The sequence below is a fragment of the Pseudopontixanthobacter vadosimaris genome (genome assembly GCF_012979275.1).
GTDB classification, from domain to species: Bacteria; Pseudomonadota; Alphaproteobacteria; order Sphingomonadales; family Sphingomonadaceae; genus Pseudopontixanthobacter; species Pseudopontixanthobacter vadosimaris.
In genome coordinates, this window is sequence record NZ_JABASZ010000039.1 from 80,283 (window position 1) to 106,907 (window position 26,625).

At 63.3% G+C, this 26,625-nt stretch carries 28 protein-coding genes; 16 read left to right on the forward strand and 12 right to left on the reverse strand.

Going from position 1 to position 26,625, the window contains the following annotated elements; translation table 11 throughout:
- Nucleotides 1-5 precede the first annotated feature (5 nt).
- The 7 genes from rpoD to rpsD all read left to right on the forward strand — a co-directional run bounded on the left by rpoD (nt 6) and on the right by rpsD (nt 6,234).
- Nucleotides 6-2,033, forward strand: a complete 2,028-nt coding sequence (rpoD, locus tag HG250_RS10445; protein ID WP_170005265.1) for an RNA polymerase sigma factor RpoD — start codon at nt 6-8, stop codon at nt 2,031-2,033.
- Between the two features lie 102 nt (nt 2,034-2,135).
- Nucleotides 2,136-2,573 carry a ribose 5-phosphate isomerase B gene (rpiB, locus tag HG250_RS10450; RefSeq protein ID WP_170005266.1) on the forward strand — a complete coding sequence of 146 codons (438 nt, stop codon included), beginning with the start codon at nt 2,136-2,138 and terminating at the stop codon, nt 2,571-2,573.
- Between the two features lie 26 nt (nt 2,574-2,599).
- Nucleotides 2,600-3,928, forward strand: coding sequence for a serine hydroxymethyltransferase (gene glyA, locus HG250_RS10455; RefSeq protein WP_170005267.1), 1,329 nt, complete (start codon nt 2,600-2,602; stop codon nt 3,926-3,928).
- A gap of 3 nt (nt 3,929-3,931) precedes the next feature.
- A complete protein-coding gene (locus HG250_RS10460) occupies nt 3,932-4,210 on the forward strand; it encodes a hypothetical protein (protein WP_240957080.1) in 279 nt (92 codons plus the stop codon).
- A 3-nt stretch (nt 4,211-4,213) separates the two neighbouring features.
- The gene (gene nrdR, locus HG250_RS10465) at nt 4,214-4,690 is read left to right on the forward strand and encodes a transcriptional regulator NrdR (protein ID WP_170005268.1); all 477 of its coding nucleotides are present in this window, start codon (nt 4,214-4,216) and stop codon (nt 4,688-4,690) included.
- On the forward strand, nt 4,674-5,438 hold the full coding sequence (locus HG250_RS10470; protein WP_170005269.1) for an RNA methyltransferase: 765 nt from the start codon (nt 4,674-4,676) through the stop codon (nt 5,436-5,438). The genes nrdR and HG250_RS10470 overlap by 17 nt, the downstream gene beginning before the upstream one ends.
- A gap of 181 nt (nt 5,439-5,619) precedes the next feature.
- Entirely contained in the window at nt 5,620-6,234 is a 615-nt protein-coding gene (rpsD, locus tag HG250_RS10475; protein ID WP_170005270.1) for a 30S ribosomal protein S4, read from the forward strand.
- A gap of 79 nt (nt 6,235-6,313) precedes the next feature.
- Here rpsD and HG250_RS10480 read toward each other — a convergent pair whose 3' ends face one another.
- The 3 genes from HG250_RS10480 to HG250_RS10490 are packed head-to-tail and all read right to left on the reverse strand — an operon-like array spanning nt 6,314 to nt 8,734.
- Complete coding sequence (locus HG250_RS10480) at nt 6,314-6,616, reverse strand: chorismate mutase (RefSeq protein WP_170005271.1); 303 nt, start codon at nt 6,614-6,616, stop codon at nt 6,314-6,316.
- Nucleotides 6,613-7,746: a tRNA guanosine(34) transglycosylase Tgt gene (gene tgt, locus HG250_RS10485; RefSeq protein ID WP_170005335.1), complete on the reverse strand. Its 1,134-nt coding sequence runs from the start codon at nt 7,744-7,746 to the stop codon at nt 6,613-6,615. The genes HG250_RS10480 and tgt overlap by 4 nt, the downstream gene beginning before the upstream one ends.
- Nucleotides 7,747-7,753: 7 nt before the next feature.
- Nucleotides 7,754-8,734 carry a DUF481 domain-containing protein gene (locus tag HG250_RS10490; RefSeq protein WP_240957066.1) on the reverse strand — a complete coding sequence of 327 codons (981 nt, stop codon included), beginning with the start codon at nt 8,732-8,734 and terminating at the stop codon, nt 7,754-7,756.
- 17 nt (nt 8,735-8,751) lie between these two features.
- Between HG250_RS10490 and HG250_RS10495 the strand changes: the two genes are divergently transcribed.
- On the forward strand, nt 8,752-9,672 hold the full coding sequence (locus HG250_RS10495) for a TSUP family transporter (RefSeq protein ID WP_240957067.1): 921 nt from the start codon (nt 8,752-8,754) through the stop codon (nt 9,670-9,672).
- Here the strand turns inward: HG250_RS10495 and HG250_RS10500 are convergent.
- The 7 genes from HG250_RS10500 to HG250_RS10530 all read right to left on the reverse strand — a co-directional run bounded on the left by HG250_RS10500 (nt 9,662) and on the right by HG250_RS10530 (nt 14,943).
- Nucleotides 9,662-10,432 (reverse strand): ABC transporter permease, encoded by a 771-nt coding sequence (locus HG250_RS10500; RefSeq protein ID WP_170005272.1) that lies wholly within the window; start codon nt 10,430-10,432, stop codon nt 9,662-9,664. The genes HG250_RS10495 and HG250_RS10500 overlap by 11 nt on opposite strands.
- Nucleotides 10,429-11,358 carry an ABC transporter ATP-binding protein gene (locus HG250_RS10505; protein ID WP_170005273.1) on the reverse strand — a complete coding sequence of 310 codons (930 nt, stop codon included), beginning with the start codon at nt 11,356-11,358 and terminating at the stop codon, nt 10,429-10,431. The genes HG250_RS10500 and HG250_RS10505 overlap by 4 nt, the downstream gene beginning before the upstream one ends.
- Nucleotides 11,359-12,399: a tRNA preQ1(34) S-adenosylmethionine ribosyltransferase-isomerase QueA gene (gene queA / locus HG250_RS10510; RefSeq protein WP_170005274.1), complete on the reverse strand. Its 1,041-nt coding sequence runs from the start codon at nt 12,397-12,399 to the stop codon at nt 11,359-11,361.
- A 62-nt stretch (nt 12,400-12,461) separates the two neighbouring features.
- Nucleotides 12,462-13,136, reverse strand: a complete 675-nt coding sequence (locus tag HG250_RS10515; RefSeq protein WP_170005275.1) for a peptidylprolyl isomerase — start codon at nt 13,134-13,136, stop codon at nt 12,462-12,464.
- A gap of 130 nt (nt 13,137-13,266) precedes the next feature.
- Nucleotides 13,267-13,779 carry a pantetheine-phosphate adenylyltransferase gene (coaD, locus tag HG250_RS10520; RefSeq protein ID WP_170005276.1) on the reverse strand — a complete coding sequence of 171 codons (513 nt, stop codon included), beginning with the start codon at nt 13,777-13,779 and terminating at the stop codon, nt 13,267-13,269.
- Between the two features lie 5 nt (nt 13,780-13,784).
- Complete coding sequence (locus HG250_RS10525; RefSeq protein ID WP_420821327.1) at nt 13,785-14,693, reverse strand: polyprenyl synthetase family protein; 909 nt, start codon at nt 14,691-14,693, stop codon at nt 13,785-13,787.
- Between the two features lies 1 nt (nt 14,694).
- Nucleotides 14,695-14,943, reverse strand: a complete 249-nt coding sequence (locus tag HG250_RS10530; RefSeq protein WP_170005277.1) for an exodeoxyribonuclease VII small subunit — start codon at nt 14,941-14,943, stop codon at nt 14,695-14,697.
- Nucleotides 14,944-15,052: 109 nt separating this feature from the next.
- On the opposite strand from HG250_RS10530, the gene purL reads away from it, so the two are divergent.
- The gene (gene purL / locus HG250_RS10535; RefSeq protein WP_170005278.1) at nt 15,053-17,320 is read left to right on the forward strand and encodes a phosphoribosylformylglycinamidine synthase subunit PurL; all 2,268 of its coding nucleotides are present in this window, start codon (nt 15,053-15,055) and stop codon (nt 17,318-17,320) included.
- 18 nt (nt 17,321-17,338) lie between these two features.
- On the opposite strand, the gene HG250_RS10540 is transcribed toward purL, so the two are convergent.
- Both HG250_RS10540 and serB read right to left on the reverse strand, forming a co-directional pair.
- Nucleotides 17,339-18,184, reverse strand: a complete 846-nt coding sequence (locus tag HG250_RS10540) for a Coq4 family protein (protein ID WP_170005279.1) — start codon at nt 18,182-18,184, stop codon at nt 17,339-17,341.
- A 61-nt stretch (nt 18,185-18,245) separates the two neighbouring features.
- A complete protein-coding gene (serB, locus tag HG250_RS10545) occupies nt 18,246-19,088 on the reverse strand; it encodes a phosphoserine phosphatase SerB (RefSeq protein WP_205763613.1) in 843 nt (280 codons plus the stop codon).
- A 34-nt stretch (nt 19,089-19,122) separates the two neighbouring features.
- Here serB and miaA point away from each other — a divergent pair, with 34 nt between their 5' ends.
- The 7 genes from miaA (at nt 19,123) to leuA (ending at nt 26,604) form a co-directional block, all read left to right on the forward strand.
- Nucleotides 19,123-20,112 (forward strand): tRNA (adenosine(37)-N6)-dimethylallyltransferase MiaA, encoded by a 990-nt coding sequence (gene miaA / locus HG250_RS10550; RefSeq protein WP_170005281.1) that lies wholly within the window; start codon nt 19,123-19,125, stop codon nt 20,110-20,112.
- 117 nt (nt 20,113-20,229) lie between these two features.
- Nucleotides 20,230-21,999 (forward strand): biosynthetic-type acetolactate synthase large subunit, encoded by a 1,770-nt coding sequence (ilvB, locus tag HG250_RS10555; RefSeq protein ID WP_170005282.1) that lies wholly within the window; start codon nt 20,230-20,232, stop codon nt 21,997-21,999.
- Nucleotides 21,999-22,514 carry an acetolactate synthase small subunit gene (gene ilvN / locus HG250_RS10560; protein ID WP_170005283.1) on the forward strand — a complete coding sequence of 172 codons (516 nt, stop codon included), beginning with the start codon at nt 21,999-22,001 and terminating at the stop codon, nt 22,512-22,514. Before ilvB ends, ilvN begins: the two co-directional genes overlap by 1 nt.
- 49 nt (nt 22,515-22,563) lie before the next feature.
- Nucleotides 22,564-23,583 (forward strand): ketol-acid reductoisomerase, encoded by a 1,020-nt coding sequence (gene ilvC / locus HG250_RS10565; protein ID WP_170005339.1) that lies wholly within the window; start codon nt 22,564-22,566, stop codon nt 23,581-23,583.
- A gap of 44 nt (nt 23,584-23,627) precedes the next feature.
- A complete protein-coding gene (locus HG250_RS10570; RefSeq protein WP_170005284.1) occupies nt 23,628-24,020 on the forward strand; it encodes an I78 family peptidase inhibitor in 393 nt (130 codons plus the stop codon).
- A gap of 46 nt (nt 24,021-24,066) precedes the next feature.
- Nucleotides 24,067-24,717 (forward strand): YceI family protein, encoded by a 651-nt coding sequence (locus HG250_RS10575; protein WP_170005285.1) that lies wholly within the window; start codon nt 24,067-24,069, stop codon nt 24,715-24,717.
- A gap of 201 nt (nt 24,718-24,918) precedes the next feature.
- Nucleotides 24,919-26,604: a 2-isopropylmalate synthase gene (gene leuA / locus HG250_RS10580; RefSeq protein ID WP_170005286.1), complete on the forward strand. Its 1,686-nt coding sequence runs from the start codon at nt 24,919-24,921 to the stop codon at nt 26,602-26,604.
- The last annotated feature ends 21 nt before the right edge of the window (nt 26,605-26,625 follow it).

Consider the following 26,625-nt stretch of genomic DNA (forward strand, 5'->3'; position numbering starts at 1 on the left):
GATCGATGGCTTCCGAAGCGAACACCAAGAAGAATGACGATGCGCCGCTGATCGACCTCAACGAGGCGTCGATCAAGAAGCTGATCGGTAAAGCGAAGAAGCGGGGTTACGTCACCTATGACGAGTTGAACGAGGCGCTGCCGCAGGACCAGATGAACAGCGAGCAGATCGAGGATGTCATGTCCGCGATCAGCGAGATGGGCGTCAACATCGTGGAAAATGACGAGGAAGCGGAAGCCGATTCCGAGACCGATGGCGACAGCGATGTCGAGGAAATCACCGCCGACGATTCCAAGGAGGCGAAGAAGCCCGCCGCCGCGCCGAAGAAGCTGGCGGCAGGCGAACGCACCGACGATCCGGTGCGGATGTATCTGCGCGAGATGGGCGCGGTGGAACTGCTCAGCCGCGAAGGCGAGATCGCCATCGCCAAGCGGATCGAGGCCGGCCGCGACATGATGATCATCGGCCTTTGCGAAAGCCCGATCACCTTTCACGCGATCATCCATTGGTCCGAAGCGCTCAATAATGAGGAAATGCAGCTTCGCGAAATCCTCGACCTCGATGCCATGCTGTCGAAGGAACCCCCGGTCGACAAGATGGAGGAAGGCGAGGAGGACGACAGCGGCGAAATCAGCGAGGAAACCGCCGGCCCGACCATCCGCGACGATGACGAGGATGAGGACGGTTCAAGCGGCGATGATGGCGATGACGACGAAGACGGTGAAGGCGGGTCCAAGCGCCGCGACGATGACGAGGAGGAGGACAACACCCTCTCCCTCGCCCAGATGGAAGCGGCGCTGAAGCCCGACGCGATCGTCCGCTTCGCGCGCATCACCGACCTGTTCCGCAAGTTCGAGAAATTGCAGGCGGAACGGGTCGATACCATCGCCCGCGGCGACGATTTCCCGGCGGCGAAGGAAAAGAAATACGAGACCCTGCGCGAGGAACTGACGGCCGAGGTGGAAAGCGTCCAGTTCCACGCGACGAAGATCGAATTCCTCGTCGACAATCTCTACGCCTTCAATCGCCGGCTGACTGCGCTGGGCGGCCAGATGCTGCGCCTTGCCGAACGGCACAAGGTCAAGCGGATCGAGTTCCTCAATGCCTATATCGGCAATGAACTCGACGACAGCTGGTTGAAGGCGAATGCGAAGAAGGACAAGAAATGGGCCGCCTTCGCATCGAAGGAAGCCGATGCGGTAGAACGCATCAGGGCTGAAATTGCCGACATCGCCGCGAACACCGGCATGAGCCTGGAAGAATTCCGCCGCATCGTGAACATGGTGCAGAAGGGCGAGCGCGAGGCGCGTATCGCGAAGAAGGAAATGGTGGAGGCCAATCTGCGCCTCGTCATCTCCATCGCCAAGAAATACACCAATCGCGGCCTGCAGTTCCTCGACCTCATCCAGGAAGGCAACATCGGCCTGATGAAGGCGGTCGACAAATTCGAATATCGCCGCGGTTACAAGTTCAGCACCTATGCGACCTGGTGGATCAGGCAGGCGATTACCCGCTCCATCGCCGATCAGGCCCGCACCATCCGCATCCCGGTCCACATGATCGAGACGATCAACAAGCTGGTGCGGACCAGCCGCCAGTTCCTGCACGATCAGGGCCGCGAACCAACGCCGGAGGAAATGGCGGAAAAGCTGTCGATGCCGCTGGAAAAGGTTCGCAAGGTGATGAAGATCGCCAAGGAACCGATCAGCCTCGAAACGCCCATCGGTGACGAGGAAGATTCGCATCTGGGCGACTTCATCGAGGACAAGAACGCGATTATTCCGGTCGATGCCGCCATTCAGGCCAACCTCAAGGAAACCGTCACCCGCGTGCTCGCCAGCCTTACCCCGCGTGAGGAACGCGTCCTGCGGATGCGCTTCGGCATTGGCATGAACACCGATCACACGCTGGAGGAAGTCGGCCAGCAGTTCAGCGTGACGCGCGAACGTATCCGCCAGATCGAGGCGAAGGCCCTGCGCAAGCTGAAGCACCCCAGCCGCAGCCGCAAGATGCGCAGCTTCCTCGACCAGTAATCGTGTCGATCCAGCCCCGGCAGCTGTCGATAGACAGGTGCCGGGGCTGGCAGTCGATGGCGACATGCCCTATGCGGCGCGCTTTCACCGAAGGGCTCAGCCATGAAAATCGCTATCGCCTCAGATCATGCTGCACTGGACATGAAATCCGCGCTGGCCGAATGGCTGATGCAAGAAGGCCACGAGGTTGCCGATCTTGGCCCTGCCAACGCCGACAGCGTCGATTACCCCGATTTCGGATACAAGCTGGCCGGTGTCGTTGCCGATGGCACGGCAGAGCGCGGGATCGCGCTTTGCGGATCGGGCATCGGGATATCCATGTCGGTCAACCGCAATCCGGCCATGCGATGCGCGCTGGTGTCGGACCCGCTTTCCGCAACCCTCGCCCGTGAACATAATGATGCGAACTGCCTTGCCCTTGGCGCCCGGCTGACCGGCATCGACATGGCCAAGGCCTGCGTCACCGCATTTCTCGAGACGGAATTCGCCGGCGGCCGCCACCAGCGCCGTGTCGACAAGCTGACCAACCCTCCCCGCTGATCCCTATGCGAAAACAAGGTGCGACGATGACCGACAGCCTTTCAACCGGCACCCTTCCCCCCGGTACGCAGCGTTTCTGGTGCGACAGCCTGTCCGAAGCAGACCCGGAAATCTACGCGGCCGTCCGCAACGAACTCGGGCGCCAGCGCGACAAGATCGAACTGATCGCCAGCGAGAACATCGCCAGCCGCGCGGTGCTGGAGGCGACGGGATCCGTCTTCACCAACAAATATGCCGAGGGCTATCCCGGCAAACGCTATTACGGCGGCTGCGACTATGCCGATGTCGTCGAGACCCTCGCCATAGAGCGGGCGAAGAAGCTGTTCGGCTGCGAATATGCGAATGTGCAGCCCAATTCCGGCAGCCAGATGAACCAGGCCGTGTTCCTGGCGCTGCTGCAGCCGGGCGACACCTTCATGGGGCTGGACCTCAATTCCGGCGGCCATCTGACGCATGGCTCGCCGGTGAACATGAGCGGTAAATGGTTCAACCCGGTCGCTTACGGCGTGCGGCAGGATGACGAATTGATTGACATGGACGAGGTCGCCTCCATCGCCCGCGAGCACAGGCCGAAGCTCATCATCTGCGGCGGCACCGCCTATTCGCGCGGCTGGGATTTCGCCCGTTTCCGCGAGATTGCCGACGAGATCGGTGCCTGGCTGCTGTGCGACATGAGCCATATCTCCGGGCTGGTTGCCGGCGGCGTTCACGAATCCCCTTTCCCCCATGCCCATGTGGTGACCAGCACCACGCACAAGAGCCTGCGAGGGCCGCGCTCCGGCATCATCCTCACCAATGACGAGGCGCTGGCCAAGAAGTTCAACAGCGCCGTATTTCCGGGCATGCAGGGCGGTCCGCTCGTGCATGTCATCGCTGCCAAGGCCGTGGCTTTCGCAGAAGCCCTGCGGCCCGAGTTCAAGACTTATGCCAAGGCGGTGCAGGACAACGCCCGTGCGCTTGCCGCCAGCTTGCAGGACAGCGGCTTGCGCATCGTTTCGGGCGGCACGGACAATCATTCCATGCTGGTCGACCTGACGGTGGCGCGCGGCGGCGGTGACGTGACCGGCAAGGCGGCGGAAAAGGGGCTGGATCGCGCCTATCTCACCTGCAACAAGAACGGCATTCCTTTCGACAGGCGCAGCCCCTTCGTCACCAGCGGCATCCGGCTCGGCACGCCTGCCGGTACGACCCGTGGTTTCGGAACCGAGGAATTCCGGATTATCGGCGGCCTCATTGCCGAGGTGGTCGAAGGAATGGCGAGAAACGGCGATGATGGTGACGGTCAGGTGGAACAAACGGTGCGCCGGCGAGTCGGGGAACTGTGTGAACAATTTCCCGTCTATCCAGGAAGATAAAAGATGAACAATGATGACAGAGATACGCTGCACCCCGTCACCGCAACCGAAGATCACGTGATGGCGACCCACGATGCCTACGAACGCCCCAGCCTTGCCGGTGACGCCACCCGCGAAGCCAAGGGCATGTTCTCCGAAGGAATGAACCATCCCAGCACCAAGCCGGTGCTGACCGGCGCTGCTGTAGGCGCCGTTGCGGGCATTCTGCTGCCCTTCGTCACGCTGCCGCTGGGTGCAGTGGCCGGTGCGGGCTACGCCTTCTACAAGCGCGTCCGTCCCTGATCCATGCGCTGTCCTTTCTGTGTCCATGACGACAGCCAGGTCAAGGACAGCCGGCCCACCGAAGACAACACGGCCATCCGCCGCAGGCGCCAGTGCGCGCATTGCGGGGCGCGGTTCACCACGTTCGAACGGGTGCGACTGCGTGAGGTGACCGTCGTGAAAAACGATGCCGGTGGCGGGGAACGCCGCCGGCAGAGTTTCGACAGGCGCAAGCTGGAGCAATCCGTTGCGCTCGCCTGCCGGAAACGCAATATCACGCAGGAAACCATCGATCAGCTGGTGTCGGGCATTCAGCGCCAGATCGAAACCGCCGGGGAGGCGGAGGTCGCATCGTCCCGCATCGGCGAACTGGTGATGGAAGGTCTGCGGCAGATCGACAGCGTCGCCTATATCCGCTTTGCCTCCGTCTATCGCGACTTCAGCGAAGCGCGCGATTTCGAACAATTCGCCAGCAGCGTGCGCGATGTCGCCACCGACTGACCGTTCCTCCTCACTCGACGACGCGCCTGTCATCGTCCTCGTCAGGCCTCAGCTTGGCGAGAATATCGGCAAGGCCGCGCGCGCCATGCTGAATTTCGGCATGGCGGAACTGCGCCTCGTCGAACCGCGGGACGGCTGGCCGAACCCTTCCGCCGGACCGGCAGCGGCGGGCGCCGATATCGTGCTGGAAAAGGCGCAGGTATTTTCGTCGGCAGCAGAGGCTGTTGCCGACTGTTCCCATGTCTATGCGACCACCGTGCGCAAGCGCGGCGTGACCAAACCGGTGCTGACCCCCGAGGCGGCGATCCGCTCGATTGCTGGCGAGCGGGGGCGCAGCGCCATCCTGTTCGGGCCGGAACGATCCGGGCTCGACATGGATGATGTGGCGCTGGCCCGTGCAATCATCACGGTTCCCATCAATCCCGAATTCGGCTCGCTCAACCTGGCGCAGGCGGTGATCCTCTGCGCCTATGAATGGTCGAAAACCCGCGATCTGGTCCAACCGCCGCTGGAGGACCATCTGCCGCCCGCACCGCAGGCCGAACTGGACGGTCTGATCGGCCATTTCGAGACCATGCTGGAGCCGAAGGGATATTTCGAACCCGCCATCCGGGCCGAAGTGACTCGCCGGACCCTGCGCACCGTACTGACCAAGCCGCGCTGGAACCATCTGGAAATCAGAACCCTGCGCGGCGTGCTGACGACGCTGGGCCGCAGGGGGCGAAAGGGCGCGGCCGACGAGAGCTGATGACGTGCCGCGCTTGACTTGTCGCTCATCAGGCGGCAAGGGGCGCGGGTACGAATTGGCTCCGCACCCCGGTGAAGCGGCAGCCACGTCCGGCAACAGGCCGGACGGTGCGATACCGGGTTAAAGCGCCGGAAATCGCCCGTTATCCGGGTGGTGGCGATAGCAGATTGGATAAGACATCATGTCGAAGCGCAAGAGCGCCAAGTACAAACTCGACCGCCGGATGGGTGAAAACATCTGGGGCCGTCCTAATTCCCCCGTCAACAAGCGTTCCTACGGCCCCGGCCAGCACGGCCAGCGCCGCAAGAGCAAGGTTTCGGATTATGGCCTGCAGCTGCGCGCGAAGCAGAAGCTGAAGGGCTATTACGGCGACGTGACCGAAAAGCAGTTCAAGCGCAGCTATACCGAAGCCAGCAAGATGAAGGGCGATACCAGCCAGAACCTGATCGGCCTCTTGGAACAGCGCCTGGACATGGTGGTCTATCGCGCCAAATTCGCCCCCACCATCTGGGCCGCGCGCCAGATCGTCAATCACGGCCACATTCGCGTGAATGGCGAAAAGTGCAACATCGCCAGCCGCCGCGTTCTGGTCGGCGATGTCATCAGCCTGGGCGACAAGGCCAAGGAAATGGCGCTGATCATCGAAGCACAGAGCCTGCCCGAGCGGGACATTCCCGATTACGTCTCGCCCGACGGCACCGACAAGGTGACCTTCACCCGCGTGCCGAAGCTCGACGAAGTGCCCTATCCGGTCACGATGGAACCCAACCTGGTCGTCGAGTTCTACTCGCGCTGATCCATCGGTTTCGCACATTTACGGCAAGGGCGGTCCTGCGGGCCGCCCTTTTCATTTGTAGCGCCGCCCAAGGCGTTGTTCAGCCCCTGCGGTCCCATTCCGCCAGCTCGTAGGCGATGGAGCTTTCGACCAGCGCATCCCAGATGCGGGCGAGATCGTCGGCCGGCAAAGTCCGCTCCTCGGCATCCCGGCGCGCCGCATCCACGACCGCTTTCTTGCGATCCTCGTCCCGCACAGCCTCACGCGTCGGTTTGATCCGCGCAGCGGCGCGCATGTAGCCATAGCGGCGGTCGAGCAGCGCCATCAACTCGCGATCCGTGGCATCGACCCCGTCGCGCACTTCAGCCATGGTCATGCAATTTTCGGGCATCTTGCAGTTCATTCGTCGCTCCCGAGATAATCCTGGCGGAAACTGGTGGCGAACAGGGCGAAGCGCCCGTTCTCGATCGCATTGCGCATGGCGGCCATCAATTGCTGGTAGAAGGACAGATTATGCTCCGTCATCAGCATCGCACCCAGGATCTCGCCGGCCTTTTGAAGATGGTGAAGATAGGCGCGCGAGTAAATGGCGCAGGTCGGACAGAGGCAGCGTTCGTCCAGCGGCCTGGTATCCTCCGCGAAACGCGCGTTGCGGATGTTCAGCGGCCCGTTCCAGGTGAAAGCCTGCCCGTTACGCCCCGAACGGCTGGGCAACACGCAGTCGAACATATCGACCCCGCGTTCCACCGCGCCGACCAGATCGTCGGGCTTGCCGACGCCCATCAGATAGCGCGGCGCATCCGCCGGCAATTGCGACGGCGCGAAATCGAGCGTGGCGAACATCGCTTCCTGCCCTTCCCCCACCGCCAGCCCGCCGATGGCATAGCCATCGAAGCCGATCTCGCGCAGGGCATCGGCGCTCGCCCGCCGCAAATCCGCATCCAATGCCCCCTGCTGTATGCCGAACAGGGCCGCGCCTTCGGCATGATCGCCGCCGGTATCGAACGCTTCGCGGCTGCGCTGCGCCCAGCGCATCGACATTTCCATGGAAGCGGCGATTGCATCGCGCCCCTGATCCGCACGCGGGCATTCGTCGAACGCCATCACGATGTCGGAGCCGAGCAGGCGCTGTACCTCCATCGACCTTTCGGGCGTCAGCATATGCCGCGACCCGTCGATGTGGCTGCGGAATTCCACCCCTTCTTCCGTCAGCTTGCGCAATTCGGAGAGGCTCATCACCTGATAGCCGCCGCTGTCGGTCAGGATGGGGCGATCCCAGTTCATGAAGCGATGCAGACCGCCCAGCCGGGCGACCCTTTCGGCACCCGGCCGCAGCATCAGATGATAGGTATTGCCGAGGATGATGTCGGCACCCGTTGCCCGCACGGCTTCGGGCTTCATCGCCTTGACCGTGGCCGCCGTGCCCACCGGCATGAAGGCAGGCGTGCGGATCTCGCCGCGCCGCATGGCGATTGTCCCGGTTCGTGCCTGCCCGTCCTGCGCGGCGAGGGTGAAAGAGAAACGAGGTCGCATCAACGCTCTAGAACCCGTAAACAATGGTAAAGCGCGACAGCGTATCGGTCGACACGGCGCCCGGTGCAGGGTTGCTGTTGTAATCCACCGTGTAAGACAGGCGCGTGCTAACCCGGTCGCTGATCTTTGCGCGAAGGGCGGTGACGAGGTTCAGTGTCGTATTCGACGAATCGATGATGACCGTGGCGCTGCCCGCCGCTTCCGCCACCATGTTCGTGTCCTGCGTCAGGGTCAGCCCGTCGGCAATCTGCCAGTCGAAATCGAGGCCGACCAATCCGGCCAGGCTGTTTTCGGCCTCACCCGACAGGAAGACAGTCCGGCGGTAGGCAGGCCCGGCCTTCACCGACAGCTTCAGACCGTCGCTGTCCAGCAGCTGATAGCCCAATCCGCCCGATACCGCCTGCCGCGAATCAAAGCCCTGGAACCGGTCGCTTTCATATTGCAGCAGGCCATAGGCGAACAGGCCTTCGTCTATGTCGTAGCGCGGCTCGTAGGCAGCCAGATATTGCTCCCGCGTGGTCCGGCCGTTGGATCGCTGGTAATCACCCCGCGCCCGCAGACGGTGGCTCCAGTCCACGCCCTCGCGTTCGAGTTCGATCGTGCCGGTAACGCCGATATTACTGTTGTTGCCATCGGCGTAGAAGGCACCGATCTGCCCTTCCCCCTCCCAGCGCTCGAAAAATCCGGCGGTGCGAGCCGCCTCGGCCTTTGCCGTCGCTTCTTCGGCCTTGCGCTCTGCTAGACGGGTCAGGAAAACATCGTGCATGGCCTTGATCTCGGCCACATCGGCCGGATTGGTCTGCTTCGCAATCTCGACCACGGTGGCGATCTTCTCCGCATTGCCGGTGGCGATCGCGGCATCGATCATGGCTCGCACGGGAGCGGGCAACTCGGCCCGAAGCGGAGCTGCGAGACACAGGGCTGCCAGCGGGACGGCGATACGGAACATGCCGCCTGCTAACGCCCCGCCCATGATTTCGCCAGCCATTTCATGGCATTTGAGGCATGATCCGGAATCTGTCCTTATGCGACGATCCGCCGACACACGGGGCTGCTGTAGCGACCTGCGGCACTTGCACGAATTGCGCGGAGCCTGTTCGCGCGCTCGACAAAGCAGGCATCACCCGCAATAGCGCGGCGATGATGGAAATGGCCGAAATCGCGACATACTCCCCCGAGGCCTGGCTGTTCCCCACCCTGGCCGCCGTTGCGATCCTGACCGGGATCGTGGATTCCATCGCGGGCGGCGGAGGCCTGATCATGATGCCGTCGCTGCTTGCCGCAGGTCTCCCGCCGCATCTGGCGCTGGGCACCAACAAGCTGCAATCCGTCTTCGGTACGACGATGGCCTGCCGCACTTACTACAGGGGTGGTCTCGTCCATTTCAGGGAGAACCGCGCGCTGGTGGCGCTGGCCTTCGTCATGGCCGCGGCGGGCGCGGTGCTGGTGCAGCTGATCCCGGCCCGCATCCTCACCTATATCGTGCCGGGCTTCCTTCTCGCACTGGCTGCCTATGTCATCTTTTCGCCCCGCATGACCGATGATGATGCGGAACAGCGCATCGGGCGCGCCGGATATGCGCCGGTGGCGGGCGGCATAGGCTTCTACGACGGTTTCTTCGGACCCGGCACCGGGCAGTTCTTCAGCGCCAGCCTTGTCGGGCTGCGCGGCTACGGACTGACCCGCGCGACGGCCAATGCCAAGCTGTTCAACATGGCCACAAACTGGGCATCCGTCATCGTCTTCGCACTCGGCGGCAAGATGGTCTGGCTGCTCGGCCTGTGCATGGCGGCGGGCGCGATGCTGGGCGGGTTCATCGGATCGCGCGTGGCGATGCGGCACGGTGCCCGCCTGATCCGGCCGCTGATGATCGTCGCCTCGCTCGGCCTCACCGGGCGGCTGATCTGGGGCTGGTTCACGTCCTGAGGCGCCATCCCGTGCGGAAGATGATGGCGATGGCGGTGACGCAGGCCAGCATGAAGCCGAGAGTCAGGCCGAAGGATAGCCAGATATCGACATCCGACGATCCGTAGAATGTCCAGCGCAGCCCGTTCACCAGATAGACGATGGGATTGGCGAAGGCGACGGCGCGCCATGGGTCGGGCAGCATGTCGATGGAATAAAAGGTGCCGCCAAGGAATGTCAGCGGCATCAGGATCAGCATGGGCACGATGCCCAGCTTCTCGAAATTGTCGGCCCATATCCCCAGGATGAAACCGAACAGCGAGAAAGCCGATGCGACCAGCATGATATACAGCGCCGCCAGCACCGGATATTCGATGCGGTAATCCACGAAGAAGGTCGCGGTGACGAGGATGATCGCTGCCAGCACCAGCGACTTCGTGGCCGCCGCGCCCACGAACCCGGCCAGGGTTTCCGCCGTACCCACGGGGGCGGAAAGCAGTTCGTAGATCGTGCCGGTGAAACGCGGCATGTAGATGCCGAAGCTGGCATTGCTGGTGCTCTCGCTGAGCAGGGTGAGCAGCAGCAGACCCGGCACGATGAACGCGCCGTAAGCCACGCCGTCCACCGCATCCATGCGCCCGCCGATTGCCGCGCCGAACACGATGAAATAAAGCGAGGTGGTGAGAACGGGCGCAAGGATCGACTGGAACGCCGTCCGCATCGCCCGCATCAATTCGCGGGTGTAGATCGCCCAGGCGCCGCGATAGTTGAAGGCGCTCATGCCTGCTTCTCCAGCAAATCGACGAAAATGTCTTCCAGCGAGGATTCGCGGATCTCGATTGCGGTGTAGTCGATGCCGGAGGCGATCAGCGCCTTGGTCAGATCGGCCACTTCCGACTTGCCCAGCCCGCTCCCGTCGCCGCCGCGATAGCACAGGTCGTTCCCTTCCAGCCTTACCGGGTAGCGGGTGATTTCAGGCGGGAGGACGGCGGGAGGATCGCACAGGGTGATATGCGCCTCCGTCCGTCCCAGGCGGGCCATCATCGCCTGTTTGTCATCCACCATCAGCAGCCTGCCGCCGCGAATAATGCCGACCCGGTCGGCCATCTCCTCGGCCTCTTCTATATAATGCGTGGTCAGGATCACGGTCACGCCCTGCCCGCGCAGCACGCCGATCTGCCGCCACATGTCGCGCCGCAATTCCACGTCGACGCCGGCGGTGGGTTCGTCCAGGAACAGCAAATCGGGGTCATGCGCCAGTGCCTTGGCGATCAGCACTCGGCGCTTCATTCCGCCTGAGAGATTGCGGATCTGCTCGTCCCGTTTATCCCACAGGCTGAGCGATCGGAGAACCTCCTCGATCCGGGCAGGATCTGCCGGGCGGCCGAACAATCCGCGCGAGAAGGCGACGGCGCGCCCTACCGGTTCGAACATGTCGGTCGACAGTTCCTGCGGGACCAGCCCGACCCGCCCCCGCACCTTGCGCCAGTCGCGCAGCATGTCGTGACCGAAAGCATGGATGGTGCCGGAACCTGGCCGGACCAACCCGCAGACCGCACCGATCAGGGTCGTCTTGCCAGCACCGTTCGGCCCCAGCAGCGCAAAAATTTCGCCGCGGCGGATCTGCAGATCGACATCGTCCAGCGCCTTCAGCCCGCCCGGGTAGATTTTCGTCAGGTTCCGGATGTCGAGGATCACGTCGCTCATTCAATTCGCCTTTCGCGGCAGCAGCAAAGAGGCATCGCCATAGGAATAGAACCTGTAACCTTCGGCAATGGCGTGGCCATAGGCGGCCTGCATCACCTCGCGGCCCATCAGCGCGCTGACCAGCATGAACAGGGTGCTGCGGGGCAGATGAAAATTGGTCATCAGCCCGTCGATCGCGCGGAAACTGTAGCCCGGCGTGATGAATATGGACGTGTCGCCCTCGAATGGCCGGATCGTGCCATCCTCATCGGCCGCGCTTTCCAGCAGGCGCAGGCTCGTCGTGCCTACGGCGATCACGCGGAGTCCGCTGCGCCGCGCATCGTTCAGCCGCTCTGCCGCCGCTGCGTCGATCCGGCCCCATTCTGCATGCATCGCGTGATCCGCCGTATCCTCTGCCTTGACCGGCAGAAATGTACCCGCCCCCACATGCAGCGTCAGCGTCTCGGAACCGACACCGGCCTCATGGAGCGCGCTTACAAGCGCAGGCGTGAAATGGAGGGCGGCGGTCGGTGCGGCCACGGCACCGTCCTGCGCCGCGAACATCGTCTGGTAATCCTCGACATCGCGTTCGTCGGTCGCGCGCCTGCTCGCGATATAGGGCGGCAGCGGCATCGTGCCGGCGCGTTGCAGCAGCACCTCGACCGGCTCCCCGCCTGCGAATGCAAGAGTCCAGCTGCCATCCGCCAGCCGCGCCTCGGCTACTGCACTGACGTCGTTCGGGAAATCGATCCGGTCGCCGGCGCGCAGGCGCTTGCCGTTCCTGACGAAGGCCTGCCAGCGGCGCAGGTCGATGCGCTTGTGCAAGGTCGCGCCGATCTTTGCATCGCCGCGCCGCCCCTGCAATTGCGCGGGGATCACGCGGGTGTCGTTGAAGACGAGTATGTCGCCAGCACGAAGCTGGTCGGGAAGGTCGCCGACCGTGCGATCCGCAAACCCTTCATCGCCGCCGACGACCAGCATGCGCGCCGCATCGCGCGGCACCGCCGGGCGAAGGGCGATGTTCTCCGGAGGAAGCTCGAAATCGAAAAGATCAACGCGCATCCCGCGGCATCTAGAGCGGGTGCGGCGACATGGAAAGCCCGCACGAACGGCGGTGACCCGCCCTATTCGGAGATCGGCGCGTTCAACTGATCGATCGTGACGCCGTCATACTTCGGCACTTCCTGTTCGCCCGTGGGAACGGGGCGATTGTCGGCGGCAATGCTCGCCTGCAGGATACGCGTGGGGTTTGCAGGCGGTTCGCCGCGTTCGATGGCATCCACCGCCTCCATGCCGGAGATTACCCGGCCGAAATTGGTATATTTCCTGTCGAGAGTGAAGCGGGGATAGAACACGATGAAGAACTGGCTGTTGGCACTGTCCTCGTCCTGAGCGCGCGCCATGGCGACGGTGCCGCGCAGGTGCGGCATCGGATTGAACTCTTGCTCAAGGTCCGGCAGCTGCGATCCGCCCTGCCCGGTGCCCGTTGGATCGCCCGTCTGCGCCATGAAACCGTCGATCACGCGGTGGAAGACATTGCCATCGTAAAATCCCTGCCGCGCCAGGGTCTTGATACGGGCGACATGGTTCGGTGCCCAGTCTTCCATCAGCCGGATCGCGACACGCTGCCCGTTCGACAGGTCGAGATAGAGAATGTTCTCCAGATCAGCCGCGGTGTCGTAATCGATCGGCGCATAGATGCGGCGCTGCGCCTCGGCCTGGTCCTGCGCGGCGGCAGGCATGGCGGGCACCAGCATCAGCGAGGCGAGCGCGCCGGCGGCAATCAGGCGTTTGATCATGAATAATCCGTCGATGGATGCGAATGGGAATGTCGGAACGAAGGCGGCGATTACCCTTTCGGGCCTGACCGTTCAATGAATGATGCGCTCCGGAGCGCTGGCGGCATCGGCATCGGCGTCGGCAGCAGGATCAGTAATCGCCGAGGCGGCCCAAGGTCTCGACCCGCGCGACCATGTCGGACCGCACCGCCGCGCTGACGAACGGAGCGATATCGCCGCCGAACAAAGCGATCTCCTTCACCAGTCGCGAGGCGATCGGCTGCAGCGATACGTCGGCCATGAGAAACACCGTCTCGATATTGTCGTTGATCTGCTGGTTCATGCCGGCCATCTGATACTCATATTCGAAATCGGCGACGGCGCGCAGCCCGCGCACGATGACGCTGGCGTTCTGCTTTTCGGCGAATTTCATCAGCAGGGCGTTGAAGCCGGTGACCGACACATTGCCGATGCCGTAATCCTCCACCTCGCGCCGGACCATCGCCATGCGTTCTTCCGGTGTGAACATCGGGTTCTTGGACGGGTTGGTGGTCACACCGATGATAAGCCGGTCCACCAGCTTTGCCCCGCGCCGGATGATGTCGGCATGGCCGAGCGTGATGGGATCGAATGTACCCGGATAGATGCCGATGCGTTCAGCCATGCGCCTTACCTGTCCCTTTCCACGATAAACCGGGCGAGTTCGCGCAGCATATCCGCTTCCGCACCGAACTGATCGAGGTGGCCCACCGCCTGGTCGATCAGCGCCCTTGCCTGCGCGCGCGCGGCGTCGGCACCCATGAGGGAAACGAAGGTCTGCTTGCCCTGCGCGTCGTCCTTGCGCAATGCCTTGCCGGCCTTCGCCTCGTCGCCCTGATGATCGAGCAGATCGTCGGCGATCTGGAATGCAAGGCCGATATCGCGCGAATAGAAGCGCAAGGGCGCCCGGCTGTCCTCATGCGCGCGTCCGAGAATTGCGCCCATCTCCACCGCCGCCGCCAGCAGCGCGCCGGTCTTCAATTGTTGCAGGCGCGTGATTGCCGGCAGATCATATTGCGATTGGCCGACCACGATATCCATCATCTGGCCGCCGGCCATGCCATGCATGCCGCTGGCCCCCGCCAGCGTGGCGACGAGGTCGGCCCGCACGTCCGGAGCGCCCGAAATCTCTGGCATGGAGAGAATCTCGAACGCCAGGGCATGCAGCGAATCGCCCGCGAGCACCGCCGTCGCCTCGTCGAATTTGCGGTGCAGCGTGGGTTTGCCATGGCGGAGCGCATCGTCATCCATGCACGGCAGATCGTCATGGATCAGCGAATAGACGTGAATGGATTCCACCGCGCAGCCGGCACGCACGGCCGCCTGCCGGTCCGCGCCGAAAAGACGGGCGGTGGCGCTCAGCAGCAGCGGGCGCACCCGCTTGCCCCCGCCGATCGCGGCATAGCGCATCGCCTCGACCAGCCGTCTGCGCGTGTCGTCGGGCATGGGCAGCAGCGCATCGAAACAGGCGTCCACCTCTCCCTGGATGCGGGCCAGACCGTCTTTCAGGAGTGCGGATCTGTCGCGCACGATAGTCAATTCAGTCCGCCGCGTCGAAGGGCTGCGTATCGCGCGCCCTGCCGTCCGGTCCGGCGACGATCTTCTCGATCCTTGCCTGCGCCGCGTCCAGCCGCGCCTGGCAATGCAGCCGCAGCTTTTCGCCCCGTTCATAGAGGTCGATCGAGCTGTCGAGCGGTACCTCGCCGCCCTCCAGCTTGCGGACGACATCCTCGAGCGCGCGCAAGGCGTCCTCGAAGCTCAATTTCGAAATTTCGGAAGCCTCTGCCATGCTGTCTGCATTGCCGCCGGCATGGCAGCGGGTCAAGCGTGAGTGGCGAGATGCATGGCGCGGCAAAGGGGACTAGCGGCTGGCGCGGTGCACCGCTAAAGGCGCAGGCATGTCCGAAATCACGCCCGATACCGTCGAAGCTCACGGCTTCACTCCCGAAGAATACGCCCGCGTTCTGGAAGCCCTCGGGCGCGAGCCGAACCTGCTCGAACTCGGCATCTTCTCGGTCATGTGGTCGGAACATTGCAGCTACAAGTCGAGCCGCTTCCACCTGAAGAAGCTGCCGACAGAGGCCCCCTGGGTGATCTGCGGACCGGGCGAAAACGCGGGCGTGATCGACATCGGCGAAGCACCCGACGGGCGCAAGCTGGCGGCGATCTTCAAGATGGAAAGCCACAACCACCCCAGCTATATCGAACCCTATCAGGGCGCGGCCACCGGCGTCGGCGGCATCCTGCGCGACGTATTCACGATGGGCGCGCGTCCGGTGGCGAACCTCAACGCCCTGCGCTTCGGCAGGCCCGATCACCCCAAGATGAAGCATCTGGTGCAAGGCGTCGTCGCCGGCATCGGCGGCTACGGAAATTGCGTCGGCGTGCCGACGGTCGGCGGCGAAACCAATTTCGATGCCGCTTACGACGGCAATATATTGGTGAACGCGATGACGGTCGGCGTCGCCGACCAGGACCGGATCTTCTATTCCGCAGCGACGGGCGTGGGCAATCCCATCGTCTATGTGGGGTCGAAAACCGGGCGAGACGGTATTCACGGTGCCACCATGGCCAGCGCCGATTTTGGCGACGATATCGAGGAAAAGCGCCCCACCGTTCAGGTCGGCGACCCCTTTGTCGAGAAGCTGCTGATCGAAGCCTGCCTCGAACTGATGGCGACCGATGCGATTGTCGCGATCCAGGACATGGGCGCTGCGGGCCTGACCTCCTCCAGCGTCGAAATGGCGACCGGCGGCAGGACCGGCATCCGGCTCGACATGGACCAGGTGCCCTGCCGCGAAGAGGGCATGACGCCTTATGAAATGATGCTGTCCGAAAGCCAGGAACGCATGTTGATGGTGCTGAAGCCGGGCCGCGAGGCCGAGGCGGAGGCGATCTTCCGCAAATGGGAGCTGGATTTCGCCATCATCGGTCAGGTCACCGATACGCAGCGCATGGAACTGGTGTTCGGCGGCGAAACGGTCTGCGACATCCCGCTCGGCCCGCTGGCTGAAAAGGCGCCCGAATACGAACGGCCCTTCCTGTCGCGCGAGGAATATGCGCAATGGGCGAAGATCGAACCGCTTGGCGATCTGCCGGAGGTGACCGATATCGGTGCCGATCTGCTCAAGCTGATGGCCAGCCCTGCCCTCGCCTCCCGCCGCTGGATCAGCCAGCAATATGACAGCCAGGTGGGTGCCGATACTTTGCAGACGGGCGGCGATGCCGCCGTGGTCAGGGTGCATGGAACGCGCAAGGCGCTGGCCATGACGACGGACTGCACCCCGCGCTATTGCTATGCCGATCCTCATGAAGGCGGCAAGCAGGCCATCGCCGAAGCCTGGCGCAATCTCTGCGCTGTCGGTGCAAGGCCGCTGGCCGTGACCAACTGCCTCAATTTCGGCAATCCGCAGCGGCCTGAAATCATGGCGCAATTCGTCGGCTGCCTGCAGGGGATGGGAGACGCCTGCCGCGCGCTGGACTTCCCCATCGTGAGCGGAAACGTGTCGCTCTACAATGAAAGCAAGGCAACCGGCGGTGGCAGCGCAATTCTGCCCACACCGGCCATTGGCGGCGTCGGGATCATCGAGGATCATGGCGCGATGATGACCTTGGGCTTCAAGGCGGAAGGCGAGGAGATTCTGGTTCTCGGGCGGCAGAATTCTGCCACGGATGCTGCGATCGGCCAGTCCGTCTGGCTGCGCGAAGTGGCAGGAAAAAAGGCCGGTGCGCCGCCCCCCGTCGATCTCGATCACGAGCGGCAAGTCGGCGAAGTCGTACGCAAGCTTATCCAGGATCGCAAGGTAACTGCCGTCCACGATGTCAGCGATGGCGGGTTGGTCGTCACGCTTGCCGAAATGGCACTCGCCGGGCGCATTGGTGCCGCGCTAGAGGCGGATCCGGACAGCGATGGTCGTGCATTCTTTGCCGAAACACAGGGTGTTTACGTCGTCACCGTGCCGCGCGGAACGAGCGACACCGTGGGAATGGCGGCGGCCGAAGCAGGCCTGACTTGTGAACGGCTGGGCACGACCGGCGGTGATGCCATTACCCTGACCCGCTCCGGCAATGACGCTAACAGCACCGACGCAATCCGCTGCTCCGTCAGCCTTGCCGCCCTGCGCGAGGCTCATGAGAGCTTCGTCCGCGACTGGATGGACGTCTAGCGCAGCGCAGGCCCGGGGTCAGGCAGGTTCCTTCGCGGCTTCCTTGCCCAGCAGATCGTAAGGATCGATACTTTCCCCCTGCCAGATGCGGTGGCATTCGCGGTAGCGTACGGGCGGGTCGATGTTCAACTCGCGGCGCGCGTCATCCAGCGGTTTCGCTAGCAGTTCCATGATCGACAGATCGGCTATGCGCGGGCATTTGCGCCCGGCAAGCTGGGCTTCGCGCACCGCCTTCAGCACCGGCGCTTCACTCTCGATCTGGCCGCGTAAATTCAGCGCCCCGGCATAGGCGATGAACAGATTGGCCTTTCCGCCGTTCTGTTCATAGGTGAAGGCCAGCACGCATTGTTCGCCCAGGGCATCGCGGCCATAGCCGGTAAGGATGTGCAGCAGATCATGCGTGTCCCGCCGCCGGTCGCCATACCATTCGGCCAGATCGCCGTAGCGCGGGCGGTCGCCCCGGCATTTGTCGGCTTCGGCCACCAGGCCCGCCGCGCTCAGCCCCTCGCGCTCCATGAAGGTGACATAGGCGTCGGCAACGCTGCCCTTCGGCATATTCCGCAAGGCGTCGTGATCGTCCAGCAGGGCCGGCAGATTGCGTTCATGCACGCGCATCTGCTCGCCATGGTCGCTCAGCGCGAAGGCGCGGGCTGCCGGCATGAACTTGCTGGACGGCAGGGCTTCGAAGATATGGAAGACATGCGCCGTGTTTTCCTTGTCCTTCAACAATTCGCGGAAGTGGTGAAGCGCCTTCAGCGGGCGCTTGCGCGTCTTCGGACGGTCGGGATGCACCAGAAGGGTACCGTCGCGGGCGCATTCCGCACGGGACACAGGGCTGTCGTGAATGGCGGTGTGATCGGTCATGGCGCATCCCTTACTAACATTCATGTCAATATAGCATGGATGTCGCGGGTTGCCAGCCCCGTCAATTGCTCACCCATTCCTCGCGCGGGATCTCCAGCAGCTTCAGGATCGCGGTACAATCGCCGCGTTCGATCCAGCCGTCGGCTTTTTCGCGCAGGGCGGGCTTCGCCCGATAGGCCATCCCGTGAGTCGCAGCCTCGATCATCGCCACATCGTTAGCCCCGTCGCCCGCAGCCATGCTCACGGCCTTGGATCCGAGGCGTTCCATCTCCTCCAGAAGCACGCGGCGCTTCGCATCCCCGTCGACGATCACCCCCTCCAGCGCGCCCGTCAGCCGACCGTCCCGTATGGCGAGCCGGTTACCTACAACGCGGTCGAAGCCGAGCCGCTCCGCCACCGGATCGGCAAAATGATGAAACCCGCCGGTAACCAGCACCGTGTGACATCCCCGTGCCTTCAGCGTGGCGACCAGCGTTCGGGCGCCGGGCGTCGCGGAGATGCGTTCTTCCAGACACTGGCGAACCGCATCCTCCTCCAGCCCTTCAAGCAGGCCGACCCGTTCCCTCAATGCCGATTCGAAGTCGAGTCCCCCCTGCATCGCGCGTTCCGTGATCGCGGATATCTGCGGCTTCAACCCGGCGAAATCGGCCAGTTCGTCGATGCATTCCTGCCCGATCATCGTCGAATCCATGTCGGACACGAACAATTGCGGCTCGCGAATATCGCCGGGCGCCACCAGCATGTCGGCCGGAGCGAAATGCGCGTCCAATATGGCGCGAAACTGCGCCGGATCGCCATGCGGCAGGGCGATCTGCAGAACGTCACCACAGAAATCGAGCATCTGCGCCACGGCGACCGGCATCCCGGCTTCGGACAGGGCCGCACTGGCACGGTCAAGGCGCATTTCCAATGTCAGCGGGTCTGCTATCAACCGGGCGATGGGCAAGATGGTCTCTCCTGAAAATGGCGCGAAACCGCCGCTGGCGCTCATCGCAGGGCCGACCGCCAGCGGCAAGAGCGATTCAGCCGTCGATCTGGCGCTGTCGCTGGGTCGGGCTGGAATGAGAGCGTCGGTGATCAACGCCGACAGCGCGCAGGTCTATGGCGACCTTCGCATCATCAGCGCGAGGCCCGGGCCGCGGGACATGCGCGGGGTGGAGCACCTGCTGTATGGCACATGGGACGGGGCCACCCCCTGCTCTGCCGCCGATTGGGCCGAAGCGGCGAAGGTGGAGATTGCCCGGCTGCATCAGGAAGGCGGCATCCCGATCCTGTGCGGCGGCACCGGCATGTATATGCGTGTGCTGCTCGACGGCATCGCGCCCGTGCCGCCCATCGCCGACGAAATACGCGAAGGGGTGCGCGCGCTGTCCGGGGCGGAGGCGCGCCTCGCCCTTGAAAGCGAGGATGGCAAGGCTGCGGAATGGCTGGCACCGGGTGACACCGGCCGCACCATGCGTGCGCTGGAGGTGGTGCGCGCGACGGGCCGCCCGCTTGCCGACTGGCAGAAGGAAAAATCGGGCGGCATTGGCGATACTGTTTCGCTGCACCCGGCCCTGTTGCTGCCGGAGCGGGAGGAACTCTACCGCCGCTGCGATATGCGCTTCCGCAAGATGATCGACCGGGGCGCCGTGGACGAGGTCCGTGCGCTGCTTGCCCGCAATCTCGATCTGGCGCTTCCGGTCATGCGCGCCATTGGCGTTCCGGAAATTGCAGCCTTCCTTGCCGGCGAGGCCACGGAGGACGAAATGATTGCCAGAGGGCAGCAGGCGACCCGCAACTACGCGAAGCGGCAGTTCACATGGTTCAACCGGCAACCGCCGGCTGAATGGCCAAGGCTGAGCTGCGGCAGAGGGTTGGCGCCCTTCCTTGCGGAAAGAATGTTACCCGTAATGAGGTTGACACGCAATAATCTAAGCAGTAGGTAAGCTACTCGCCGGCATAACCATGGCCGGTTGCAACCTTCATCTCCGGCCCGGTACGTTCCCCCACGTATCGGGCCGGTCCGGTAAAAACCCGAATTGCGAATCGCCGAAAGGGACATTGTGAGCGAGGAACGAAGCGGAGCGTCCATCCTGGTCGAATGCCTGGTGCGGCAGGGTGTGGAATTCGTCTTCGGTTATCCCGGCGGCGCGGTGCTGCCGATCTATGACGAACTCTATGAAGATGAGCGTCTGCGCCATATCCTCGCTCGGCACGAAGCCGGCGCTGCCCATGCGGCCGAGGGCTATGCCCGGTCGACCGGCCGACCCGGCGTGGTTCTGGTAACGTCGGGGCCGGGTGCGACGAATGCCGTGACGGGCATCGCCGATGCCTATATGGATTCCATTCCGCTGGTCATCATCACCGGCCAGGTTCCAACCACTCTGATCGGCAGCGATGCATTCCAGGAAGCGGACACCGTCGGCATCACCCGGCATTGCACCAAGCACAATTACCTCGTGCAGGATCCCGCCAGTCTGGCAGCGACGATCGACGAGGCATTCCGCATCGCCACCAGCGGCCGCCCCGGCCCTGTCCTGATCGACATTCCGAAGGATGTGCAGATCGCCACTGCCATCTTCACCGCAGGTGACGAAGGCTGCTCCAGCCAGGCGAAGGCTCCGCCCAGCACGCGGCGCTACGCCCCGCAAATGCGCGGCACGGAAGAAGCGATCGCCCGCGCGGTGGAACTGCTGGCCACGGCCGAGGCTCCGGTGTTCTACACCGGCGGCGGGGTGATCAATTCAGGGCCGCGCGCCAGCCGGTTGCTGCGCCAGTTGCAGGGGCTGACCGGCGCGCCCGTTACCTCCACCCTGATGGGCCTCGGCGCATTTCCCGCCGACGATGCCGCCTGGCTGGGAATGCTGGGGATGCACGGCACCTATGAGGCAAACATGGCGATGAACCGCTGCGACCTGATGGTCTGCATCGGTGCGCGCTTCGACGACCGGGTGACGGGCCGCCTCGATGCGTTCTCACCGGGTTCGACGAAGATCCACATCGATATCGACCGCGCGTCGATCAACAAGACCGTGCCCGTCGATCTTCCGATCGTCGGCGACTGCGCCGAAATTCTGGCGCAATTGCTCGAACGCTGGGGAGATACGAAGCCGCAGGACCTCAGCGAATTCAAGGCGCGTATTGCCGGCTGGCGCGCGCGGGACTGCCTTGCCTTTCCCGAGGATGGGCGGGCGCTGATGCCGCAGAAGGCGGTCACCCGCCTGTTCGAGAAATCGCGTCATCTCGACCCGATCGTCACGACCGAGGTCGGCCAGCACCAGATGTGGGCGGCGCAATATTTCCATTTCTTCCAGCCCAATAAATGGCTCACCAGCGGGGGGCTCGGCACCATGGGCTATGGCCTGCCCGCCGCGATCGGCGCGCAGCTCGGCAATCCCGATACGCTGGTCATCGACATAGCGGGCGAAGCAAGCATCCAGATGAACATCCAGGAACTCGGCACCGCCAGCCAGTACCGGCTGCCGATCAAGCTGTTCATCCTCAATAACGAATTCATGGGCATGGTCCGTCAATGGCAGGAACTGACCTATGAAAGCCGCTATTCCAATTCCTATTCCGACAGTCTGCCCGATTTCGTCGCCTTGGCGGAAGCCTACGGCTGGAAGGGTATCCGTATCCACGACGAGAGCGAGCTGGATGGGGGCATCGACGCCATGCTGGCGCATGACGGGCCGGTGCTGGTGGATTGCCGCGTGTCGAAGGATGCCAATTGCTATCCCATGATCCCCAGCGGCGCGGCGCATACCGACATGCTGATGTATGGCGACGAGATCGCCGCCAATCTCGACGATGCGGCCAAGGCGCTGGTCTGATGCATATCCAGCCGCAGACCACCGAACGCCATGTGCTGATCGTCACCGTCGATAACGAAGCCGGCATCCTGGCCCGAATAGCCGGCATGTTCACGGCGCGCGGGTATAATATCGACAGCCTGACCGTTGCCGACATCAGCGAAGATCACGCGATCAGCCGGATCACCATCGTCACCAAGGGTCCGCCTCCCGTCATTGACCAGATTCGCGCCCAGCTCGAACGGCTGATACCCGTTCACAACGTGGTGGATCTGACCGAGGAAGGCCCGCATGTCGAAAGGGAGCTCGCCCTCGTCAAGGTGACCGGCGAAGGTGAGAAACGGGTGGAGGCATTGCGCCTGGCCGACATCTTCCGCGCGCGCGCCGTGGATACGACGAGGACGAGCTTCATCTTCGAACTGACCGGCGCACCTGCGAAGATCGACAGTTTCGTCGCTCTGATGCGCGAACTCGGGCTGGTCGAGATTGGCCGCACGGGTATCGTGGGCATGATGCGCGGCATGGAAAAATTCTGATTCAGAAGCATTCTGCGCCTGCGTTGGCGGGTGCATGGAAAGGGGAAATATGAAGGTCTATTACGACGCCGATTGCGATCTCAACCTGATTGCGGACAAGAAGATCGCGTTGCTCGGTTACGGCAGTCAGGGTCACGCTCACGCACAGAACCTGCGCGATTCCGGCGTCGGCGAGGTCGCGATCGCGCTTCGTGAAGGAAGCGCGTCGGCGAAGAAGGCGGAAGAAGCCGGCTTCAGGGTGATGACCAATCGAAAGGCGGCCGAATGGGCCGACATCGTCATGATGCTGGCGCCGGACGAAAACCAGGCGCAGATATGGAACGACGATCTGAAGGGCCACATGAAGCCCGGCGCGGCCCTCGCCTTCGCGCATGGGCTCAACATCCATTTCGGCCTGATCGAGCCGACTGACGATATCGATGTCATCATGATCGCGCCGAAAGGCCCCGGCCATACCGTGCGCAGCGAATATCAGCGCGGCGGCGGCGTGCCCTGCCTGATCGCCGTGGACCAGGACGCCAGCGGCAACGCGCATGATATCGCGCTGGCCTATGCCAGCGGGGTCGGGGGCGGCCGGTCGGGCATCATCGAGACCAATTTCAAGGAAGAATGCGAAACCGACCTGTTCGGCGAACAGGCGGTGCTGTGCGGCGGCATCACGCACCTGATCATGGCCGGTTTCGAGACTTTGGTGGAAGCAGGCTACGCGCCCGAAATGGCCTATTTCGAATGCCTGCACGAAACCAAGCTGATCGTCGACCTGCTCTATGAAGGCGGCATCGCCAACATGCGCTATTCCATCAGCAACACGGCCGAATATGGCGATTATCACACCGGCCCGCGCATCATAACGGACGAGACCAAGGCCGAGATGAAGCGCGTGCTGGACGATATCCAGACCGGCAAATTCGTCCAGCGCTTCATCACCGACAATCGGATGGGCAACCCCGAGATGAAGGCGCGGCGCAAATTGCAGAGCGCTCATCCCATCGAGAAAACGGGCGCAGATCTGCGTGCGATGATGCCCTGGATCACGGCCAACAAGCTGGTGGACAAGGAGCGCAACTGAATCGCTGCGGCAGCGTTGACCAAAGACAGGCGAAAGGGATCACCATGCACAGGATGACACTGGCGGCGCTTGCCTCCGGTCTGATGATCGCCGGATGCGGCGACACTACCGAGGCGGAGGATGTGCCGCCCACGGATATGATCGCCGCGCGGGCCGATCAGCCGGAGGCGGTGCCCTATCCGGATTCCGCGCGACAGATCCCCGAGGTAGCGCCCGATCCTGCGGCGCGCAGCGATTGCAATGCGGACATCGCGCAGGTTTTCGTCGGCGATATGGCCGATGCGGAAACACGCGGCCGCCTGTTGTCCGAAGTGGCACCGATCACGACGGTGCGCTGGGTCGGACCGGGTGAAGCCACGACGGACGATCTGGATGCCGATCGCCTGAACGTGATGCTGGACGCAAGCGGTGCAATCACGGGCACACGATGCGGATAGGATCGCACGGGAAGCATTACATTAATTTGCAGAAGCGGAGCATTTCATGAACAGGATCATCAGCACAGGCCTGGCTGCCCTCGCCCTGACGGTTGGCGCCGTCGGCCTCAACGCGCAGCAATCGGGCGAACTGCCCGGTGTGGTCGATCCGTCGCGCGTGTCCGGCGGCACTTATCAGGTCGACTCCAGTCACACGCTGGTCGGCTGGCGCGTCAATCATTTCGGCTTCAACGATTATTTTGGCCTGTTCGGCGATATGCGGGGATCGCTCACGATCGACCCTGCCAATCTGGCGTCTGCGCGGGTGGATATCACGATCCCTCTCGATGCCGTCACGGTGACCAGCGAAGGGCTGCGCGATCACCTGCTGCGGCCGGGCAAAGACGGTGCGGAGCCGGACTTTTTCGGCGCCTCGCCCGCACCCGCGCGATTCATATCCACGCGGGTGACGCCGAATGCCGATGGCAGGAGCGCCACCATCCTCGGCAATCTCACCATGAACGGGGTGACCAGACCGGTGCTGATCGCGGCGGAATTCACGGGGGCGGGGGCAAACCCGATGAACCAGCGCGAGACCATCGGTTTCGAAGGACGCGCGCTGATCGAAAGATCGGAATTCGGCATCGACTACGGGCTTCCGGTCATCTCCGACGAGGTTGAACTGAACCTCACCGCCGCTTTCGAAAAGCTGCGTTAGGACAGAAAAGCAGCTCCAGACTTGCCAACGGCGCAACATTGCGCGATGATAGTGGGGATGACACGCAACGGATCGGTTCTTCTACGACTTATGCGCCCCTGGGCGTAGGCTGGCGCGCTTTCCAGGCGCGCTCGCGCCCAGGGGCCTGCCACAACGCAAACCCGAACCCGATTCCATTTCCGTCGCGAGTTGCTTTTCCCCATGACCACAATGCAGCAGGCGGCCGGCAAATACCGGCCCTTCCCCGCCATTCATCTGCCCGACCGCCAATGGCCCTCCCGCACCATCACGGCCCCGCCGCGCTGGCTTTCCACCGATCTGCGCGACGGCAACCAGGCGATCGTCGATCCAATGGATGCGGTGAAGAAAAACCGCTTTTTCGACCTGCTGGTCGAGATTGGCGTGAAGGAGATCGAGATCGGTTTCCCCAGCGCCGGATCGACGGAGTTCGACTTCATTTCCGGGCTGATCCGGTCGGGCCGGATACCGGATGATGTGATCGTGCAGGTGCTCACCCAGTCGCGCGAGGATCTGATCCGCACCAGCTTCGCCAGCCTCGACGGCGCGCATTCGGCCATTGTGCATCTCTATAATGCGGTATCGCCCGCCTGGCGCGACATCGTCTTCCGCATGAGCCGCCAAGAGGTGAAGGACATCGCCGTCGCAGGAGCTAAAGTGATGCGGGATGAAGCCGCTAAACAGCCGGGCACGCAGTGGCATTTCCAATATTCGCCCGAGACATTCTCGACGGCGGAACTCGATTTCAGCCTGGAGGTTTGCGAAGCGGTCATGGCTGTGCTGGCGCCCACCGCCGATCATCCGATCATCCTGAACCTGCCCGCGACGGTAGAGGCCGCGACGCCCAACATCTACGCCGATCAGGTCGAATATTTCATCCGCAATCTGCCGAACCGCGATGCTGCAATCATCAGCCTGCACACGCATAATGATCGCGGTACCGGCGTGGCAGCGGCGGAACTGGGCCTGATGGCGGGCGCCGACCGGGTGGAGGGCTGCATGTTCGGCAATGGCGAACGCACCGGCAATTGCTGCCTCGTCACCGTGGCGCTCAACCTTTATACGCAAGGCGTCGATCCCGACCTCGATTTTTCGAATATCGACCGGGTGATCCGCACCGTGGAATATTGCAACCAGCTGCCGGTGGATGCGCGCCATCCCTATGGCGGCGAACTGGTCTTCACGGCATTTTCCGGCAGCCATCAGGACGCCATCAAGAAAGGGTTCGCCGAGCGCGAGGCGCAGAACGATACGCTTTGGCGCGTGCCTTACCTGCCCATCGATCCCGCCGATCTGGGCCGAACCTACGAGGCGGTCATCCGCGTCAATTCGCAGAGCGGCAAGGGCGGCTTCGCCTGGGTGCTGGAACAGGACCAGGGTCTGAAACTGCCCAAGGGGATGCAGGCCGATTTCTCCCGCTCCGTCCAGACGCTGGCCGATGACCTTGGGCGCGAACTCACCGCCGAAGACATCTGGCAGGCATTTTGCACAACCTATCACATCGGTCCGGGCGAGAAGCTGCTGCAACTGGTGGATTACGAGGAATCCCGCGGTTCCGACGGATCGGCGATCTTCACCGGAACGGTCGAAGTCGCAGGCGAACAACAGCGCGTGTCCGGGCGCGGCAATGGTTTGATCTCTTCCGTCGTGGCGACAATGGAGGAAGCGTTCGGCATCAACCTCGAGGTCGTCGACTACACCGAACATGCGCTGGGTTCGGGGCGCGATGCCAGGGCGGCCGCCTATCTGGAATGCCGCGACGGGGACGGGAGCACCGTCTGGGGATGCGGCATCGATGAAAATGTCGCGACCGCCAGCATCCGCGCTGTCTTGAGCGCGGCGAACACGATCCTGAGGGCATCGAGTTAGGCCGAAAACGGGCCGCTGGTG

Excerpts from the sequence above, each read along its gene's own strand:
- rpoD (WP_170005265.1), top strand. The coding sequence starts at position 6 with ATGGCTTCCGAAGCGAACACCAAGAAGAATGACGATGCGCCGCTGATC.
- rpiB (WP_170005266.1), top strand. The coding sequence starts at position 2,136 with ATGAAAATCGCTATCGCCTCAGATCATGCTGCACTGGACATGAAATCC.
- glyA (WP_170005267.1), top strand. The coding sequence starts at position 2,600 with ATGACCGACAGCCTTTCAACCGGCACCCTTCCCCCCGGTACGCAGCGT.
- HG250_RS10460 (WP_240957080.1), top strand. The coding sequence starts at position 3,932 with ATGAACAATGATGACAGAGATACGCTGCACCCCGTCACCGCAACCGAA.
- nrdR (WP_170005268.1), top strand. The coding sequence starts at position 4,214 with ATGCGCTGTCCTTTCTGTGTCCATGACGACAGCCAGGTCAAGGACAGC.
- HG250_RS10470 (WP_170005269.1), top strand. The coding sequence starts at position 4,674 with ATGTCGCCACCGACTGACCGTTCCTCCTCACTCGACGACGCGCCTGTC.
- rpsD (WP_170005270.1), top strand. The coding sequence starts at position 5,620 with ATGTCGAAGCGCAAGAGCGCCAAGTACAAACTCGACCGCCGGATGGGT.
- HG250_RS10480 (WP_170005271.1), bottom strand. The coding sequence starts at position 6,616 with ATGAACTGCAAGATGCCCGAAAATTGCATGACCATGGCTGAAGTGCGC.
- tgt (WP_170005335.1), bottom strand. The coding sequence starts at position 7,746 with ATGCGACCTCGTTTCTCTTTCACCCTCGCCGCGCAGGACGGGCAGGCA.
- HG250_RS10490 (WP_240957066.1), bottom strand. The coding sequence starts at position 8,734 with ATGGCTGGCGAAATCATGGGCGGGGCGTTAGCAGGCGGCATGTTCCGT.
- HG250_RS10495 (WP_240957067.1), top strand. The coding sequence starts at position 8,752 with ATGATCCGGAATCTGTCCTTATGCGACGATCCGCCGACACACGGGGCT.
- HG250_RS10500 (WP_170005272.1), bottom strand. The coding sequence starts at position 10,432 with ATGAGCGCCTTCAACTATCGCGGCGCCTGGGCGATCTACACCCGCGAA.
- HG250_RS10505 (WP_170005273.1), bottom strand. The coding sequence starts at position 11,358 with ATGAGCGACGTGATCCTCGACATCCGGAACCTGACGAAAATCTACCCG.
- queA (WP_170005274.1), bottom strand. The coding sequence starts at position 12,399 with ATGCGCGTTGATCTTTTCGATTTCGAGCTTCCTCCGGAGAACATCGCC.
- HG250_RS10515 (WP_170005275.1), bottom strand. The coding sequence starts at position 13,136 with ATGATCAAACGCCTGATTGCCGCCGGCGCGCTCGCCTCGCTGATGCTG.
- coaD (WP_170005276.1), bottom strand. The coding sequence starts at position 13,779 with ATGGCTGAACGCATCGGCATCTATCCGGGTACATTCGATCCCATCACG.
- HG250_RS10530 (WP_170005277.1), bottom strand. The coding sequence starts at position 14,943 with ATGGCAGAGGCTTCCGAAATTTCGAAATTGAGCTTCGAGGACGCCTTG.
- purL (WP_170005278.1), top strand. The coding sequence starts at position 15,053 with ATGTCCGAAATCACGCCCGATACCGTCGAAGCTCACGGCTTCACTCCC.
- HG250_RS10540 (WP_170005279.1), bottom strand. The coding sequence starts at position 18,184 with ATGACCGATCACACCGCCATTCACGACAGCCCTGTGTCCCGTGCGGAA.
- serB (WP_205763613.1), bottom strand. The coding sequence starts at position 19,088 with ATGCGCCTTGACCGTGCCAGTGCGGCCCTGTCCGAAGCCGGGATGCCG.
- miaA (WP_170005281.1), top strand. The coding sequence starts at position 19,123 with ATGGGCAAGATGGTCTCTCCTGAAAATGGCGCGAAACCGCCGCTGGCG.
- ilvN (WP_170005283.1), top strand. The coding sequence starts at position 21,999 with ATGCATATCCAGCCGCAGACCACCGAACGCCATGTGCTGATCGTCACC.
- ilvC (WP_170005339.1), top strand. The coding sequence starts at position 22,564 with ATGAAGGTCTATTACGACGCCGATTGCGATCTCAACCTGATTGCGGAC.
- HG250_RS10570 (WP_170005284.1), top strand. The coding sequence starts at position 23,628 with ATGCACAGGATGACACTGGCGGCGCTTGCCTCCGGTCTGATGATCGCC.
- HG250_RS10575 (WP_170005285.1), top strand. The coding sequence starts at position 24,067 with ATGAACAGGATCATCAGCACAGGCCTGGCTGCCCTCGCCCTGACGGTT.
- leuA (WP_170005286.1), top strand. The coding sequence starts at position 24,919 with ATGACCACAATGCAGCAGGCGGCCGGCAAATACCGGCCCTTCCCCGCC.